This is a genomic window from Paraglaciecola mesophila KMM 241 (genome assembly GCF_000315015.1).
Classification (GTDB): Bacteria; Pseudomonadota; Gammaproteobacteria; order Enterobacterales; family Alteromonadaceae; genus Paraglaciecola; species Paraglaciecola mesophila.
In genome coordinates this window covers 191,795-205,211 of sequence record NZ_BAEP01000047.1, presented here as the reverse complement: position 1 = coordinate 205,211, position 13,417 = coordinate 191,795, and the positions used below count along the sequence as shown (strand labels likewise).

General features: G+C 44.1%; 16 protein-coding genes. 7 read left to right on the top strand and 9 right to left on the bottom strand.

What is annotated here, in order from left to right; genetic code table 11:
• Positions 1 to 2: 2 nt before the first annotated feature.
• Complete coding sequence (locus GMES_RS11150) at positions 3 to 1,757, top strand: bifunctional lysophospholipid acyltransferase family protein/GNAT family N-acetyltransferase (RefSeq protein ID WP_006992791.1); 1,755 nt, start codon at positions 3 to 5, stop codon at positions 1,755 to 1,757.
• A gap of 71 nt (positions 1,758 to 1,828) precedes the next feature.
• Here GMES_RS11150 and GMES_RS11145 read toward each other — a convergent pair whose 3' ends face one another.
• The 3 genes from GMES_RS11145 to GMES_RS11135 form a co-directional block, all read right to left on the bottom strand.
• Complete coding sequence (locus GMES_RS11145) at positions 1,829 to 2,167, bottom strand: zinc ribbon domain-containing protein YjdM (RefSeq protein WP_006992790.1); 339 nt, start codon at positions 2,165 to 2,167, stop codon at positions 1,829 to 1,831.
• Positions 2,168 to 2,292: 125 nt separating this feature from the next.
• A complete protein-coding gene (locus tag GMES_RS11140; protein WP_006992788.1) occupies positions 2,293 to 2,814 on the bottom strand; it encodes a ParB N-terminal domain-containing protein in 522 nt (173 codons plus the stop codon).
• A gap of 91 nt (positions 2,815 to 2,905) precedes the next feature.
• On the bottom strand, positions 2,906 to 3,469 hold the full coding sequence (locus GMES_RS11135) for a lipocalin family protein (protein ID WP_006992787.1): 564 nt from the start codon (positions 3,467 to 3,469) through the stop codon (positions 2,906 to 2,908).
• 419 nt (positions 3,470 to 3,888) lie between these two features.
• On the opposite strand from GMES_RS11135, the gene GMES_RS11130 reads away from it, so the two are divergent.
• On the top strand, positions 3,889 to 4,464 hold the full coding sequence (locus GMES_RS11130) for a GbsR/MarR family transcriptional regulator (RefSeq protein ID WP_006992785.1): 576 nt from the start codon (positions 3,889 to 3,891) through the stop codon (positions 4,462 to 4,464).
• Between the two features lie 90 nt (positions 4,465 to 4,554).
• Here GMES_RS11130 and GMES_RS11125 read toward each other — a convergent pair whose 3' ends face one another.
• Complete coding sequence (locus GMES_RS11125; protein ID WP_006992784.1) at positions 4,555 to 5,676, bottom strand: M28 family metallopeptidase; 1,122 nt, start codon at positions 5,674 to 5,676, stop codon at positions 4,555 to 4,557.
• Between the two features lie 260 nt (positions 5,677 to 5,936).
• Here GMES_RS11125 and GMES_RS11120 point away from each other — a divergent pair, with 260 nt between their 5' ends.
• The 5 genes from GMES_RS11120 (at position 5,937) to GMES_RS11100 (ending at position 9,844) form a co-directional block, all read left to right on the top strand.
• Positions 5,937 to 6,419, top strand: a complete 483-nt coding sequence (locus GMES_RS11120; RefSeq protein WP_006992783.1) for a TlpA disulfide reductase family protein — start codon at positions 5,937 to 5,939, stop codon at positions 6,417 to 6,419.
• Positions 6,420 to 6,423: 4 nt separating this feature from the next.
• Complete coding sequence (locus tag GMES_RS11115; RefSeq protein WP_006992782.1) at positions 6,424 to 6,663, top strand: DUF4266 domain-containing protein; 240 nt, start codon at positions 6,424 to 6,426, stop codon at positions 6,661 to 6,663.
• The gene (locus GMES_RS11110; protein ID WP_006992781.1) at positions 6,654 to 7,952 is read left to right on the top strand and encodes a DUF3570 domain-containing protein; all 1,299 of its coding nucleotides are present in this window, start codon (positions 6,654 to 6,656) and stop codon (positions 7,950 to 7,952) included. Before GMES_RS11115 ends, GMES_RS11110 begins: the two co-directional genes overlap by 10 nt.
• Positions 7,953 to 8,097: 145 nt before the next feature.
• The gene (locus GMES_RS11105; protein WP_006992780.1) at positions 8,098 to 8,937 is read left to right on the top strand and encodes an FAD:protein FMN transferase; all 840 of its coding nucleotides are present in this window, start codon (positions 8,098 to 8,100) and stop codon (positions 8,935 to 8,937) included.
• A gap of 136 nt (positions 8,938 to 9,073) precedes the next feature.
• Entirely contained in the window at positions 9,074 to 9,844 is a 771-nt protein-coding gene (locus tag GMES_RS11100; protein WP_006992779.1) for a DNA/RNA non-specific endonuclease, read from the top strand.
• Positions 9,845 to 9,952: 108 nt separating this feature from the next.
• Here GMES_RS11100 and GMES_RS11095 read toward each other — a convergent pair whose 3' ends face one another.
• From GMES_RS11095 to GMES_RS11075, 5 genes are read right to left on the bottom strand one after another with little or no spacing between them, the layout of a single operon-like run.
• On the bottom strand, positions 9,953 to 10,231 hold the full coding sequence (locus tag GMES_RS11095) for an HPr family phosphocarrier protein (protein WP_006992778.1): 279 nt from the start codon (positions 10,229 to 10,231) through the stop codon (positions 9,953 to 9,955).
• Positions 10,228 to 11,073 (bottom strand): RNase adapter RapZ, encoded by an 846-nt coding sequence (rapZ, locus tag GMES_RS11090; RefSeq protein WP_006992777.1) that lies wholly within the window; start codon positions 11,071 to 11,073, stop codon positions 10,228 to 10,230. The genes GMES_RS11095 and rapZ overlap by 4 nt, the downstream gene beginning before the upstream one ends.
• 2 nt (positions 11,074 to 11,075) lie before the next feature.
• Positions 11,076 to 11,519 carry a PTS IIA-like nitrogen regulatory protein PtsN gene (gene ptsN / locus GMES_RS11085; RefSeq protein ID WP_006992776.1) on the bottom strand — a complete coding sequence of 148 codons (444 nt, stop codon included), beginning with the start codon at positions 11,517 to 11,519 and terminating at the stop codon, positions 11,076 to 11,078.
• A gap of 15 nt (positions 11,520 to 11,534) precedes the next feature.
• Entirely contained in the window at positions 11,535 to 11,822 is a 288-nt protein-coding gene (gene hpf, locus GMES_RS11080) for a ribosome hibernation promoting factor (RefSeq protein WP_006992775.1), read from the bottom strand.
• Positions 11,823 to 11,847: 25 nt separating this feature from the next.
• Positions 11,848 to 13,341 carry an RNA polymerase factor sigma-54 gene (locus GMES_RS11075; RefSeq protein ID WP_006992774.1) on the bottom strand — a complete coding sequence of 498 codons (1,494 nt, stop codon included), beginning with the start codon at positions 13,339 to 13,341 and terminating at the stop codon, positions 11,848 to 11,850.
• Positions 13,342 to 13,417: the final 76 nt, after the last annotated feature.

Here is a 13,417-nt window from a genome sequence, read left to right as displayed (position 1 = left end):
CCATGACCACAGCCATTACCTTACTTAATCTTGTCCCCCAAGAAAAACAAACTGCCATTTTGAACGGTGTAATGAGTTTGTTGGACAAACTACTGGCTATTCATCGTTTGGATAATTTATATCGCGAACATCATTTAACTGGCTTGAACAAAGAAGCATTCGCCAGAGCACTACTTGATGCGCTCAATGTAACAACAGATGGTACTGACGTTTTACAACAAAAAATCCCTCGAGACGGTCCACTTGTTATCGCCAGCAATCACCCCTTTGGCGGAATTGAGGGGGTTATTTTGGCTTACGTTGTAGGCCAGGTTCGTCCTGATCTGAAAGTATTAGCCAATCAAGGTCTAGCCCTTTTCACTGAGCTTAAAGACTACTTTATTTTCACTAACCCGCTTTCTGAACGGGATCCTAAAAACGCCCCCTCCTTGCGTGAAAGCTTGCGCCACGTGAAGCAAGGTGGCGCGTTACTGATTTTCCCTGCAGGGCGAGTGTCTTACTATCAAGCGGACAAAAAACGCATTAGTGAGCATCAATGGAATCGTATTGTTGCCAGCTTAGTAACTCGCACGGGGGCCCAGTATTTAGCACTGTTTGTAAGTGGCGAAAATAGCCCACTGTTTTACCGTCTTGGGAGAGTGTACTACCGCCTGAGAATGCTTATGCTTCCCAGAGAGTTACTGAATAAACGCGATACGAGCATTAAAATATCTGCGGCGACTTGCGTCCCCGCTAACGCTTTTGCCGCAAATACTAATGATATCGAATTGACAGCGCTGCAACGTATTCAAAGTTACGCCCAAGATCCGAATTGGCGACACGCTTGGCCAGCATCTAACGTAGCTGCACTGCAACCTTTGATATCTCAAGTGCCGGGCTCTGTCATCAACACTGAGCTTGCCCAGCTTGATGAAAATCAAATCTTACTGAGTTATCGCAATTTAGATGTGTACTACGCCTACTATGAGCAAATACCGCAAACCGTCAAAGAAATAGCCAGATTACGTGAATTGGTTTTTCGCCAACATGATGAAGGTAGCGGAAACCCTTTAGATACAGATGATTTTGACAAAACCTACACCCATTTATTCATTGTTGAGCGTGATTTAGGCCGAATTATCGGCGCCTATCGAATGGGTCAGTCGGACCGTTTATTGGCAAATGCCTCGTTAGATATTGACCCTTTCTATTTAAGTGCAATGTTTAACTTCTCAGCTGATTTCATAAACCGCCAAGCGCCTTGTTTAGAAATGGGGCGCTCTTTTTTGATCCCAGAATACCAAAACAGCTTTCAGGGCTTGTTACTACTTTGGCGGGGAATAGGGCGTTTTGTTTGTCAATTTCCTCAATATCGTACTTTGTATGGCACGGTTTCATTAAGCAAGTTGTACGACCCGCGCAGTGTCAGTCTCATTGAGCATGCTTTGGTCACGCCGACGCGTAGCGCAAAAGCCCGCACTCAATTGGGCTTTTCTGTATCACCCGAAATAGCTGACTTTGCTAAGCAGTATCCATTGGAAAAACACTTAACCAGTCTGCTAGCAGGTATTGAAAGTGATGGTAAAGACATCCCCATTCTGCTCAAGCACTATCAAAAGCTTAGCGCTAAATTTCATTGCTTGGGGATAGACAGCAACTTTAACCATACCCCAGGTTTGTTACTCAGCGTTGAGCTTGCTAAAGCACCAGAAAAATTAGGCAGGCTGTATTTAGGAGATGGCTGGGAGACGTATAAATGCCATCAAGAAAGTCAATAAAAGGGAGAAATGATAGCGCCTGGTTATCAATCTGGCGCTACCAATCATTCATCAAAGTGAAAGCGAGGGGATCATACTTTTTTCACAAACTCGGACTTAAGCTTCATTGCACCAACACCATCAATTTTGCAGTCGATGTCGTGATCGCCATCAACCAAACGAATATTTTTAACTTTAGTGCCCACTTTCACCACCAACGATGAGCCTTTTACCTTCAGATCTTTGATGACTGTCACAGTGTCACCGTCTACAAGTGTATTACCGTTTGAATCACGGATAACTGGTGTATCATCCTCAGACGCGTCTTCGCCCTGTGCCCACTCATGTCCGCACTCAGGGCAAACATACATATTTCCGTCTTCATAGGTGTATTCAGAGTTACACGCAGTACAATTTGGTAAGCCACTCATGGTGCGTTCCTTTATTCACTAATGCCAAGCTTGAACCTAAAAACAATATACGTTTCATAGATAACCAAGCCAAATTTGGCGCTATTATCCACAAAAAATATAAAAACGCCAAATTTACTGTCGACTTAAGCCTGTGCTCTTTGGTAGGTTGCTGTTGAGGGAGCCACCCCAAAAAGCGCATGAGTAGTTTGCCCTTGCAGCGATGTAATAATGGCAAGAAGCGAAAAGTGGTGAATGGCGTGACTGGATACAAAAACCAATTCGCGACCCAAGGTAGAGTTAACCTCATTCACATACGTTTGCTCGACTGAAGTTTCATTCAGTACTATGAGCTTTTCATGCATATCAGATTGATAGACATCTAATAACCAATGCTCAATTCTATCCCACGCTTGTAAGGCCGAAGCAGTTGAATGGGCCACATCAGACTCACGATGGCGTAAGTTATAATCCACAACCCCCTTTTCTATTCCTTGCTTGAGCGCCAAATAATGGTCAATCACATGTCGCATATGAGCGCCAGCACTGCTAACCACATGGGGCGCCATGACGCGCTGGTAGGCATGATATGAGATATGTTTTAAAAACGTTTTTGCTTGTTCTACTGTCTCTAAGTGACTATTAAGTGCCTGATTGTCGCTAAGCATAGGGTTCCTGTTACTTCATGTATCTATTGGTAAAAGACCCTGCCTAGGAGACGAACATTTCAAAAAAATATTAATCGCTTAGCCATTGCTTTCACTGGTTGACGAAAATTAACTTTTCAGTATCAAAGCCCGCATCACGTGCCTTAGTCAGCAAGCTTTGCAGCACATCATCCTCAAGCTCAGGTTGACGGGCCAAGATCCAAAAGTAATCTCTGTTGGGTCCAGTGATCATCGCATAACCGTAGTTATCATTGTCTAACGAAAAGATCACATAACTTGCATAAAAAGGTCCAAAAAAAGACACCTTCAAATGACCGATGTTTTGCTCGCCCACGAAGTAAGCTTTGCCAATGGCTTCGTCCCACTCCTGCTCTTCTGGGTTGTAACCACGATTAATGACTTTCACACCGCCATCATCTAGCAAACTGTATTGTGCTGTCACTTGTTCCAAACCCCGTTCAAATGAGTGATCATGGCGTGCTATTTCGTACCACTTACCAAGATAACGTTGCAACTCAAAATCTCTCACCGGTTTAATACCCTCAGGTAAAGAAGTACAAGCACTTAGCAGCACAGCAAACGAAAGAATCGCTGACCTGCCCCCTGACTTTGCCAGCACCCTGAGGAAGGTAAGCAATGACGATTTTAATTGCATAATTGTGTCCTTATAAAATTAACTTATCACTCAACAAGGGTGTGATTATCTTTGTAGCTTAACTTTGCAGCTCAATGTGTTTATACACGCCAGAGTCTAAGTAGTTCGATTATTCCCAATAAATAGACGATAACGCAGCATAAATGCCAAACACGTGCTGCCCGAAGGATCCTTTCTAGGATAGATTGAAAAAATTTCAATCCTCAATGCTTAACACACCCTAAGTATCATACTGAACTATTAGGTAATTCGATTTAATTTACGGCAAAAAAACTGGCGGTAGAAGCACCAAATCTGCCCCAATAGTAGAAAATAGCGTTTGTGATGAGCCCCTTACCCAGTGACAAAGATGTTTGACAAAGCATCAACGCAGGTTTAAATTTCAATAATTACTGAAACTTCTATATAAAAGATACTTTATGCAAATGACCCCTATGATCGAATCCTTCGTCATGCACTTTGGCGAAATGGGCAGCCGCTGGGGTTTCAATCGTACCGTTGGGCAAATGTATGCGTTGTTGGTCATCAGTGAAACGCCCTTGAGCGCAAACCAAATCGCAGAAGCGCTCAGTGTTTCCCGTGGAAATGTCAGTATGGGCCTAAAAGAGCTGCAATCTTGGCAATTAATCAAACAGCACCACGTTCCAGGAGATCGCAAAGAGTATTATCAAAGTGCTGGTACTATTTGGGAAATGGCCAACCGTGTGTTTGAAGAGCGACGTAAACGAGAAATGGACCCAACCCTGACTTTGCTGCGCGGTATTATGCTTGAAACGCCTGAAAATAAAGAAGAAATATACGCTCAGCAGCGTTTACAGGAAATACACGATTTACTTGAAACTATCAGTAAATGGACCAGCGAGTTACAGCAAATGAACCCAGATACCTTAGGCACATTAATGAAATTAGGTTCGGGCGTAGGCAAAGTCATCGACATGAAGAACAAGCTAATGAAGACGAATAAGACGCCCGAGAGAAAGCCCGATAATGAATAGAGTTACACTCGTATTTTCCTCAAACTCTTCATTCTATTAGGTTTGGAATTAAGCCAGATTTGAAAGCAATATCTTCGTTGCTATATCGGCTTATTTGCCCAACTTCGCCATGGTTTCAGGGTCGTTAAGCGCCCCTACTATAAGAGTGATGTTGGCATCAAGCTGATCTATCATACGTGCATTAAAAACGGGAAAAAGTCGGTCTAAGCGGTCAAATTGAGTATGCCAAATTTCCCCCCATTTCTTTTCTTTATCCGGATCACAGCTGCCTATCTTTTTCCCTGAGTAACATGTCCAGAACTGCGCTTCAATGGATTGAGAGTAACCATCTTTCCCCCCTCGCCCATTAATGTCCATATTTGTCGCTTCGATATATGCAATAGGGATATTGTTGCAGGCGAATGCTTGATGATCTGACCAATCCCCGGTCTGACCTGCTGCAAATACTTCAGAATCTTCATGTAATTCAAATTGAACAGGTAATGAGGGCTGCGATGCGCCATAAGCCAATAGTGCATCTCTAAATACACCGCTGGTGTTTAGCTTGGCGTTTTCGACTTTCTTACAGCTAAAATCAGTGGGTGAACTACTATGCACATACAGCACATCACCCCCTATGACAGTGTCTAAATTCAGCATCGCGATAATATTGCCCAGCTCAGCTTTAGACATTGCGTGAACAAAATAGTTAGAGCCCAACTTGCCAATCTCCTCACTGCCGAAAAATACCACTTGAACGCTATAAGGAAGCCCCCTCATTTGCACTAACTGTTCGCTTACTGCCAACAGTACCGCCACGCCACTGGCGTTATCCGTTGCCCCTAGACTACCTTGTTCAACACCTGTGGAATCAAAATGCGCGCCTATTACTAGTCTTTTTTTCGACTTGCCAGGGATCACCGCACTGATATTCATCGAAGTAGCCTGTGTCTCGTTTACCTCAATGGCAAACGTTTGTTGCTCGGCCTTAAGTCCCATTCTTTGTAATTGCTGAAAAATATACTGCGCAGCTTGGCGTTCTTGTTTCGAGCCTGCTGGCCTCGCCCCAATACCCTTCTTGTCATCTGCGAGGGCAATAATGTGAGTCAACGGCTCTGTGGCAATTAATTTCTTGGACTCTGAATCTTTAGTCGATAGAGGCGCAGCGTGTACTAGTAGAGAGGACGAGCTTGCAAACAAGGCGCAAAGCGCAAAATACAACGACGATTTCATTGGATGTTATTTTCACTTTAGGTTTCAACAACCTGCATAATAACTATGCCTCCTGCACTTTACTAGCTGTAGGCACTTTACTAGCTGTAAGCACTTTACTGGCTGTCAGCGCTTTACTAGCTGTCAGCGCTAGCCAACGGCGATGTCGTGCTAACTCACTATATGGCAAACCGCTTATTCTGGATTAATTCCCCGTATTAAGAGTTTCTTAAGTTTCACGCTTTATGGTTAACACTCACTCACTATTTTATCGGCTTAATATGCGTATTTTCATATCTATTTTCGTTTTGTACCTTGCCTGCTATTCCAGCCGTGGCTATGCAACAGTAGCTCCAGATTTTAGCTATATGACGCGCTCTGGTGCAGTGCAGCTGAGCGATCTTAAGGGCAAAGTGGTTTATGTGGATTTTTGGGCATCATGGTGTAAACCCTGCCGCCAATCCTTTCCATGGATGAACGACATGCAGCACAAATATACTGAACAGGGTTTAGTGGTTGTCGCAGTGAATTTAGATACTGAACCTCAACTAGTTACAACATTTTTGCAGAAAATTCCGGCTAATTTTCCCATCGTACTCGACCCAGAAGCTGAAATTGCACAACGCTACGACCTCATCGGTATGCCTAGCAGTTATTTAGTCGCCAGAGACGGCAGCATTCGCTTTAGCCATAAAGGTTTTTTTAATGCAAAAGCATCTGCTTACGAGCAGCAGCTTGTCACCCTATTACACGAGAAGGAGTAATAAAATGCTGATTCAATTAACTAAAAAGCGCCTGATTTTGGCCGCGACTCTGGTGGCAAGTTTCACCCTAAACGGCTGTGCGGATTTAGGGGTTAAACCATGGCAACGAGATCTATTGGCTAAGGACGAAATGGCCTTAGATGCCGAGGGGATAGATATAGGGTTAGATGATCATATTTACTTCAGCAAGGAAGCCACAAGCGGTGGTCGCTCCTTTGCTGGTGGAGGCTGCGGATGCAACTAACTAAAAGCAATAACATCAGCGCGTCTCTAGCAGCTGCCGCCTGCGCATTGCTCAATTCAGCTGTACAAGCCCAAGAAAATACACAAGCTAACGAATGGCAGTTTGATACAGCCATACTCTACTACGGTGAAACCGACAGAGTGCAGTTAGGTGAGGGGGTGTTTAACGCCAAGAAAGATTTTGGCGACGAACACATATTCAATGGCAAAATAGCCATCGATACTCTTACAGGAGCCTCAGCATCAGGCGCTGTAGCCCAACAAGGCGTACAAACCTTTACTCGCCCATCAGGCAACGGGCAGTACGTGGTCAATGCTGGTGAAACGCCGTTAGACGATACCTTTAAAGATACCCGCGTTCAGCTCAGTGCCCAGTGGACCCAACCCCTATGGGAGAACATAACAGGTAGCACAGGCGTGCATCTCTCAAAAGAGTATGATTATTTATCATTGGGTGTTAATGGCTCCCTGGCCCGTGACTTTAATCAGAAAAACACCACCCTTTCTGCCGGTGTGTCTTACCAATACGACAGCATTGATCCTGTTGGCGAAGCGCCGACCGGTCTTTCCCCGATGGTGGTCAACAACGGTCAATTTAGCGATGAAAGCGCATTTGAAACGGCATTTAATGCTACCAGAGCCACGGATAGCAAAGATAAAAATACGGTAGATTTACTTCTGGGTGTGACTCAGGTGATCAATCGCCGTATGTTAATGCAATTTAACTACAGTTATTCTATCGCTGATGGTTACCTCACTGACCCGTACAAATTATTAAGTGTGGTCAACACTGAAGGTGTCACACAGGATATTTTGCACGAGAATCGACCAGATAAGCGCACCAAACAAAGTTTCTACTGGCAGACCAAATACGCTTCAGATTACGGTATTGCCGATGTGTCTTATCGTTATGCTACCGATGACTGGGATATTGACTCGCATACACTAGATTCAAGGTTCAGAGTGAAGTTGTCCGATAACAGCTACATACAACCGCACTTCCGTTATTATCAGCAGAGCGCCGCAGATTTCTATCAGCCATTCTTGATTCAAGGCTCACTACTACCGTCAGTGGCCAGCGCAGATTATCGTCTAGGTGAAATGACCGCGTACACCATTGGCCTTAAGTATGGACAAGCCTTAGATAATGGTCGCGAGTGGGCCGTTCGGCTGGAATATTATCAGCAGAGTCCAAAAAATGCGGGCTTCGAAGAACCTGGCGCTTTGCAAGGCCTAGACCTTTACCCGAGTATCGATGCCATTATTGCTCAGGTTAGCTATAGCTTTTGATATGAGGTTGGCTCAAGGTATATTGGCGTATGGTGTATAGCTAATTTACCCAACAAAAATCAGTGCATAACTAAGTAGGATAACCTTGAGTCAAGCTCCCGCTCTAATAGCTAAAAGTGACTATTATCATGGTCACTTCTTTTGCATGGCCAGTCCATGTGAATTGCTTATTGAAACTCCGAATCAATTGCTCGCCAACCGCTTACTACAAGAAGTTGTCTTGCAAACGAAACGGATAGAGCAAAAGTACAGTCGCTATATTGTTGGCAACCTAGTTCATCAGATGAATAATAGTCATGGAAAATGGGTCGAGATAGATCAAGAAACTCATCGATTGCTCGCCTTCGGGCAAACGTGTTTCGAACTAAGCGATGGCATGTTTGATCTGACGTCTGGCGTGCTAAGAAAGATATGGGATTTCACCGGAAAAGGGCAATTTCCACGTTCGGAACAAGTCAATGAAGTATTGCAATATATTGGCTGGCAGAATGTGCAATTTACTCAGCAACAAATTCGCCTACCCAGAGGGTTCGAGTTAGATTTTGGCGGTATTGGTAAAGAATATGCTGTGGATGCAGCGGCCAAATTGTGCATGCAATTGGCACCCGATACTTCTGTGTTGGTTAATTTTGGCGGGGATATTCAAGTCACCCAACCTAGGCAGCATGAAACGTATTGGCAGGTAGGTATCGAACGCCCTCACGCCAAGGATAATTCAGCTAAAAGTGCGTTAGTAAAGATAGCATCCGGAGGGTTAGCCACCAGCGGAGATACACGGCGCTTTATTGTCCACAACGGTGTTCGCTATAGTCATATATTGAGCCCCAAAACCGGTTATCCTGTTTCTGGGGCCCCGCGCTCTGTGACCGTAGCCACTGACTTTTGCATTCAATCCGGCATGTTAGCAACCATGGCATTATTGCAAGGCACAGAGGCCGAACACTTCTTACAAGCTCAGCAGCAAAAACATTGGTGTTATTGGTGAACTGACTCCTGCTCATCAATATTATTAAGCCATTAAATTAACTGAATAATTTCATATAAGTGTAACGGTTTTATTGCGCTCTTGAGGTATGATCTACGCACTGATGTACGTGTAGAGTTTAACCCGAGTAACGTTAATGAAGTCCTACTTTGTATTAATACTGGCATTTTTCTGTAATGCCGGGTACGCCAATGTGTGTAGCTCTTTAGGCTGCCCGACAGGTGCTCCTGACAGCAATGACTTACTTGAGCGCTCCATTTACACCATAAGCAATAATCAGCAAACAAAGTTTGCCGATTGGGCCGCATATAAAGTGACCACGCAAACGATAGACGGCCCTAGTCGTTCACGCAGTTGGCGCTCTGATCCAGATTTAAAGCGCGAGTACACGCTAGAAACCGCAGACTATAACGATGCTCACGCTCTTATTCGTACCGATCGCGGACACCAAGTTCCATTGGCAAGTGTGAGCAATACCGCTGATTGGCGCAGTACAAACTATCTATCAAATATTACCCCCCAGAGCTCTAATTTAAATCAAGGCCCATGGGTCCGATTAGAGTCTGCAGTACGCGTTTTAGCCCGCAGCGGAGAATCCGTTTATGTGGTAACAGGCCCGTTGTATGAAAGCTTTTTTGCTTCGCTTCCCGGTGCAGATGAAAGTCACACTATTCCTTCTGGCTATTTCAAAATTGTCGCGACAATAAACCAAGCGGGTTATGTGAGGGCGTCCGCCTATGTCATGGAGCAAAATAGCGCGAGAGCCGATGACTACTGCAGCAAAGAGGTCACGATTGATAACGTAGAAAGTCGCAGCGGTTTGAACATATTCCCAGAAATGACCGGCAGCAAAGAATATGCGGTTGAAACACGTTTAGGTGGATTGAGCAGCCAATTGGGTTGCTGATAATCCAACCGCACGTTTCAATCTAAAATGATTAATGAGTAGAACGTTCAGATGAGCGGAAAAAGTCTAAGTTGAAGTGCGCGATAAAGTTGAATTGAATCTGGCTGATTATTCGCTTTCGTTGAATTTGCCGACAATCAGCTCTTCAACAGCGTCCATCGCTTGTTGCGCGTCTTTACCTTCTGAAATCACTTGAATTTCTTTGCCTTGGCAACTCTCTAACATCATTAAGCCTAGTACGCTGCTAGCCGAGGCACTTTTATCATCCTGAACAATAGTGACTTCAGCTTCAAATTGATTTGCAAGCTTGACCAATTGAGTCGCAGCTCTGGCATGCAACCCTAATTTATTCACTATGAGTAGAGTTTTCTCTAATCGCTCACTCATCGGTTCAACTCGCGATGGCGTATTTGCACATCAGGATGCGAGGTACTAAATGTTTTGGCTAACATTTCTACCACGTACACAGAGCGATGCTGACCGCCAGTACACCCTATGGCGATTGTCACATAGCTACGATTATTCCGCTCTAAGTGTGGCAACCAAGTAGAAATGAGATTCTGAATTTGCCATATAAATTTAGTCACTATGGGCTGTGAGCCAAGAAAAATCTCGACGGGGGAATCAAGTCCAGTAAGTGGTTTTAAATCTGGCTCCCAGTGAGGGTTGGGTAAGAAACGCGCATCAAATACATAATCCGCATCTTTAGGAATGCCGTGTTTAAAACCGAAGCTTTCAAAAACCAAAACTAATCGAGAGCTTTTTTTGCCTAAAATGCGTTCGCGCACCAATTCGGCCAGCTGGTGAATTGATAGCTGGTCTGTGTCTATATATAAATCTGCACGTTCGGCTATCGGCGCCAATAACTGGCTTTCTGCTTGAATGGCACCAGACAATGATTTGTTTTGCTTCGACAGCGGATGCAAGCGGCGGGTTTCACTGAAACGCTTAATCAGTACGTCATCGCTTGCATCCAAATACAATATGGTCATTTCCCACGTTGACGGCAAGTAGTCGAGTATTTCCACCAATTCGTTGGGATCTTTGGGTAAATTTCGCACGTCAATACTGACCGCTACCTGATCGTACTCGTCAGCGACTGTATGGGTCAAAGTAGGCAATAAGTTGACGGGGATATTATCAACGCAGTAATAGCCTAAATCTTCTAGTGACCGTAAGACTATGGACTTCCCTGAGCCTGAACGCCCACTGATGATAATAAGCTTCATAATTAACTGAGTACCTGAAATAATTCTTGGTCTGTGGTTGCACTGCGCAAACGATTTAAAATGTCTTTATCGACGAATTTTTTGGCTATCGCCGACAAGGTTTGTAGGTGCTCTTGGGCCTTTTCCTCTGGTACTAAAATAGCAAAGAAGATATCCACCGGCATGTTATCGATGGCGTCATACTGGACCGGTGGTTGACACGTTACAAGCACCCCTAGGGCTGACTCTAACCCTTTTATACGGCCATGTGGTAGTGCTATACCACCACCTATACCCGTACACCCCATTTTCTCGCGCCCCGCTAAACTGGATAAAATTGTCGCTTGGTCTACTTCAACAAGATGCTCAGATGCCAATTGACTAATAAGCTCTAAAATGCGCTTTTTACTAGAACCCTGAACTGCGCATACGACGCAGTCAGGGTGAAGAATATTTGATATTTCCATTATTTACCTGATGGGTTAATGGCGTTTAGCTTTTTCTTTATGCTTGATAACTTGCCGATCGAGTTTATCGATTAGGCCATCTATTGCCGCATACATGTCGTTGTGTTCCATGGTGGCAAATACATCTGCCCCATTCAAATGTATTGTCGCTTCCGCTTTTTGGTTGAGCTTTTCTACATTGAGAATAACGTGAACATTGTTGATCTGATCGAAGTGTCGCTCGAGCTTGGTAAATTTAGTATCGACATAATCTTTTAGTGAATCGGTTACATCCACATGGTGACCAGTAATATTAATTTGCATATCGCCTCTTCCTTCTTTAATCAGCCTACAATAGGCTTTTTCGTTGGTTCGACGGGGGTATCATCAGAGATTCCCGGTACTTTGCTATTGTTCGCCGAGCAACCATGATACCTTGATCGGCCAACAATTGAGCAATCTTGCTGTCACTTAACGGCTTGCTTGGTTTTTCAGCTGCGACCAGCTTTTTAATCAATGCGCGTATCGCCGTTGACGAGCACTCTCCGCCTGTCTCAGTTGCAACATGGCTTGAGAAGAAATATTTCAGCTCAAATATACCTCTAGGGGTATGCATATACTTTTGGGTGGTAACACGGGAAATTGTAGATTCATGCATATCCACCATTTCGGCTACATCGTTTAGTACCATAGGCTTCATCATCTCAGGCCCATGTTCAAAAAAGCCCATTTGCTGCTGTACTATGCAGTTTGACACTTTTAATAATGTATCGTTTCGACTCTCAACACTTTTAATAAACCATTTGGCTTCTTGCATATGTGAGCGAATAAATTGACTGTCACTGGTGTTTTTTGCACTACGACTCATCGCAGCATACTGCTGATTGACGTTCAATTTCGGTAAACTGTCAGGGTTAAGTTCTACTGTCCAACGACCATTCTTCTTACTCACTGACACATCAGGTATAACATATTCTGCCTCACCTTTAATTAAGGCGCTGCCTGGACGTGGATTAAGCGTTTTAAGTAAACGCATAACCTCGCGCAAATCATCCTCTTTAAGGCGAGATTTACGCATCAAAGTGCGGTAATCCTTGCTTGCCAAAAGGTCGGCATATTCGCCAATCAATGTCTTCGCTTCTTCTAACCAGGGTGTATCAGGAGCAAACTGACGCAATTGCACTAATAAGCATTCTTGTGGTGTACGAGAGCCAGACCCAATTGGGTCGAACATTTGAATACGCTTAAGTACGCATTCCACTTCATCGAGCTCTATTTCTTCATCATCCATGCTGGCCAAAACATCTTCAGCGCTCATGGTTAAATAACCAGACTCATCGATAGAATCAATAATCGCTGTCGCAATCGCGATATCGGTATCACTAAAGTGGGTTAAACGCATTTGCCACAGCAAATGATCTTGAATGTTATCTGTGGTTTCGCCCTGAAAGATTTGTTCGTCATCACCGCCGGCACCACTTGATATGCTAGATGCAGGAGCAGAAGAAGCGCTGATGTACTCATCCCATGTGGTATCCGTAGGTAAGTCTTCTGGGATTTCGTTTTTCTCGAATGCTTCACTTGAGTCTAAGTTGTCACTGCTGGTATCAACTATTTCATTGGTATCTTTAGATGACGGGTCGAGGGAATTGTCATTTAACGCACTATCGCCGGATTCCTGATCCGTAGGCTCTTCAATTTCCAACAGCGGGTTCGAATCCAAGGCTTCTTGAATTTCTTGCTGTAAATCTAACGTAGACAGTTGCAACAAACGAATAGCTTGCTGTAACTGTGGCGTCATAGTGAGTGATTGACTAAATTTTAATTGTAAAGAGGGTTTCATTTACTTCTTTATTCTGTCCGTTGCAAACTAATAAATATGCTGTGGTTGATTCGATTGACTGTAAATGTCTCACCAA

Coding starts and splice junctions, on each gene's coding strand:
- GMES_RS11150 (WP_006992791.1), top strand. CDS start 3: ATGACCACAGCCATTACCTTACTTAATCTTGTCCCCCAAGAAAAACAA.
- GMES_RS11145 (WP_006992790.1), bottom strand. CDS start 2,167: ATGAGTGGCTTACCAAATTGTACTGCGTGTAACTCTGAATACACCTAT.
- GMES_RS11140 (WP_006992788.1), bottom strand. CDS start 2,814: ATGCTTAGCGACAATCAGGCACTTAATAGTCACTTAGAGACAGTAGAA.
- GMES_RS11135 (WP_006992787.1), bottom strand. CDS start 3,469: ATGCAATTAAAATCGTCATTGCTTACCTTCCTCAGGGTGCTGGCAAAG.
- GMES_RS11130 (WP_006992785.1), top strand. CDS start 3,889: ATGCAAATGACCCCTATGATCGAATCCTTCGTCATGCACTTTGGCGAA.
- GMES_RS11125 (WP_006992784.1), bottom strand. CDS start 5,676: ATGAAATCGTCGTTGTATTTTGCGCTTTGCGCCTTGTTTGCAAGCTCG.
- GMES_RS11120 (WP_006992783.1), top strand. CDS start 5,937: ATGCGTATTTTCATATCTATTTTCGTTTTGTACCTTGCCTGCTATTCC.
- GMES_RS11115 (WP_006992782.1), top strand. CDS start 6,424: ATGCTGATTCAATTAACTAAAAAGCGCCTGATTTTGGCCGCGACTCTG.
- GMES_RS11110 (WP_006992781.1), top strand. CDS start 6,654: ATGCAACTAACTAAAAGCAATAACATCAGCGCGTCTCTAGCAGCTGCC.
- GMES_RS11105 (WP_006992780.1), top strand. CDS start 8,098: ATGGCCAGTCCATGTGAATTGCTTATTGAAACTCCGAATCAATTGCTC.
- GMES_RS11100 (WP_006992779.1), top strand. CDS start 9,074: ATGAAGTCCTACTTTGTATTAATACTGGCATTTTTCTGTAATGCCGGG.
- GMES_RS11095 (WP_006992778.1), bottom strand. CDS start 10,231: ATGAGTGAGCGATTAGAGAAAACTCTACTCATAGTGAATAAATTAGGG.
- rapZ (WP_006992777.1), bottom strand. CDS start 11,073: ATGAAGCTTATTATCATCAGTGGGCGTTCAGGCTCAGGGAAGTCCATA.
- ptsN (WP_006992776.1), bottom strand. CDS start 11,519: ATGGAAATATCAAATATTCTTCACCCTGACTGCGTCGTATGCGCAGTT.
- hpf (WP_006992775.1), bottom strand. CDS start 11,822: ATGCAAATTAATATTACTGGTCACCATGTGGATGTAACCGATTCACTA.
- GMES_RS11075 (WP_006992774.1), bottom strand. CDS start 13,341: ATGAAACCCTCTTTACAATTAAAATTTAGTCAATCACTCACTATGACG.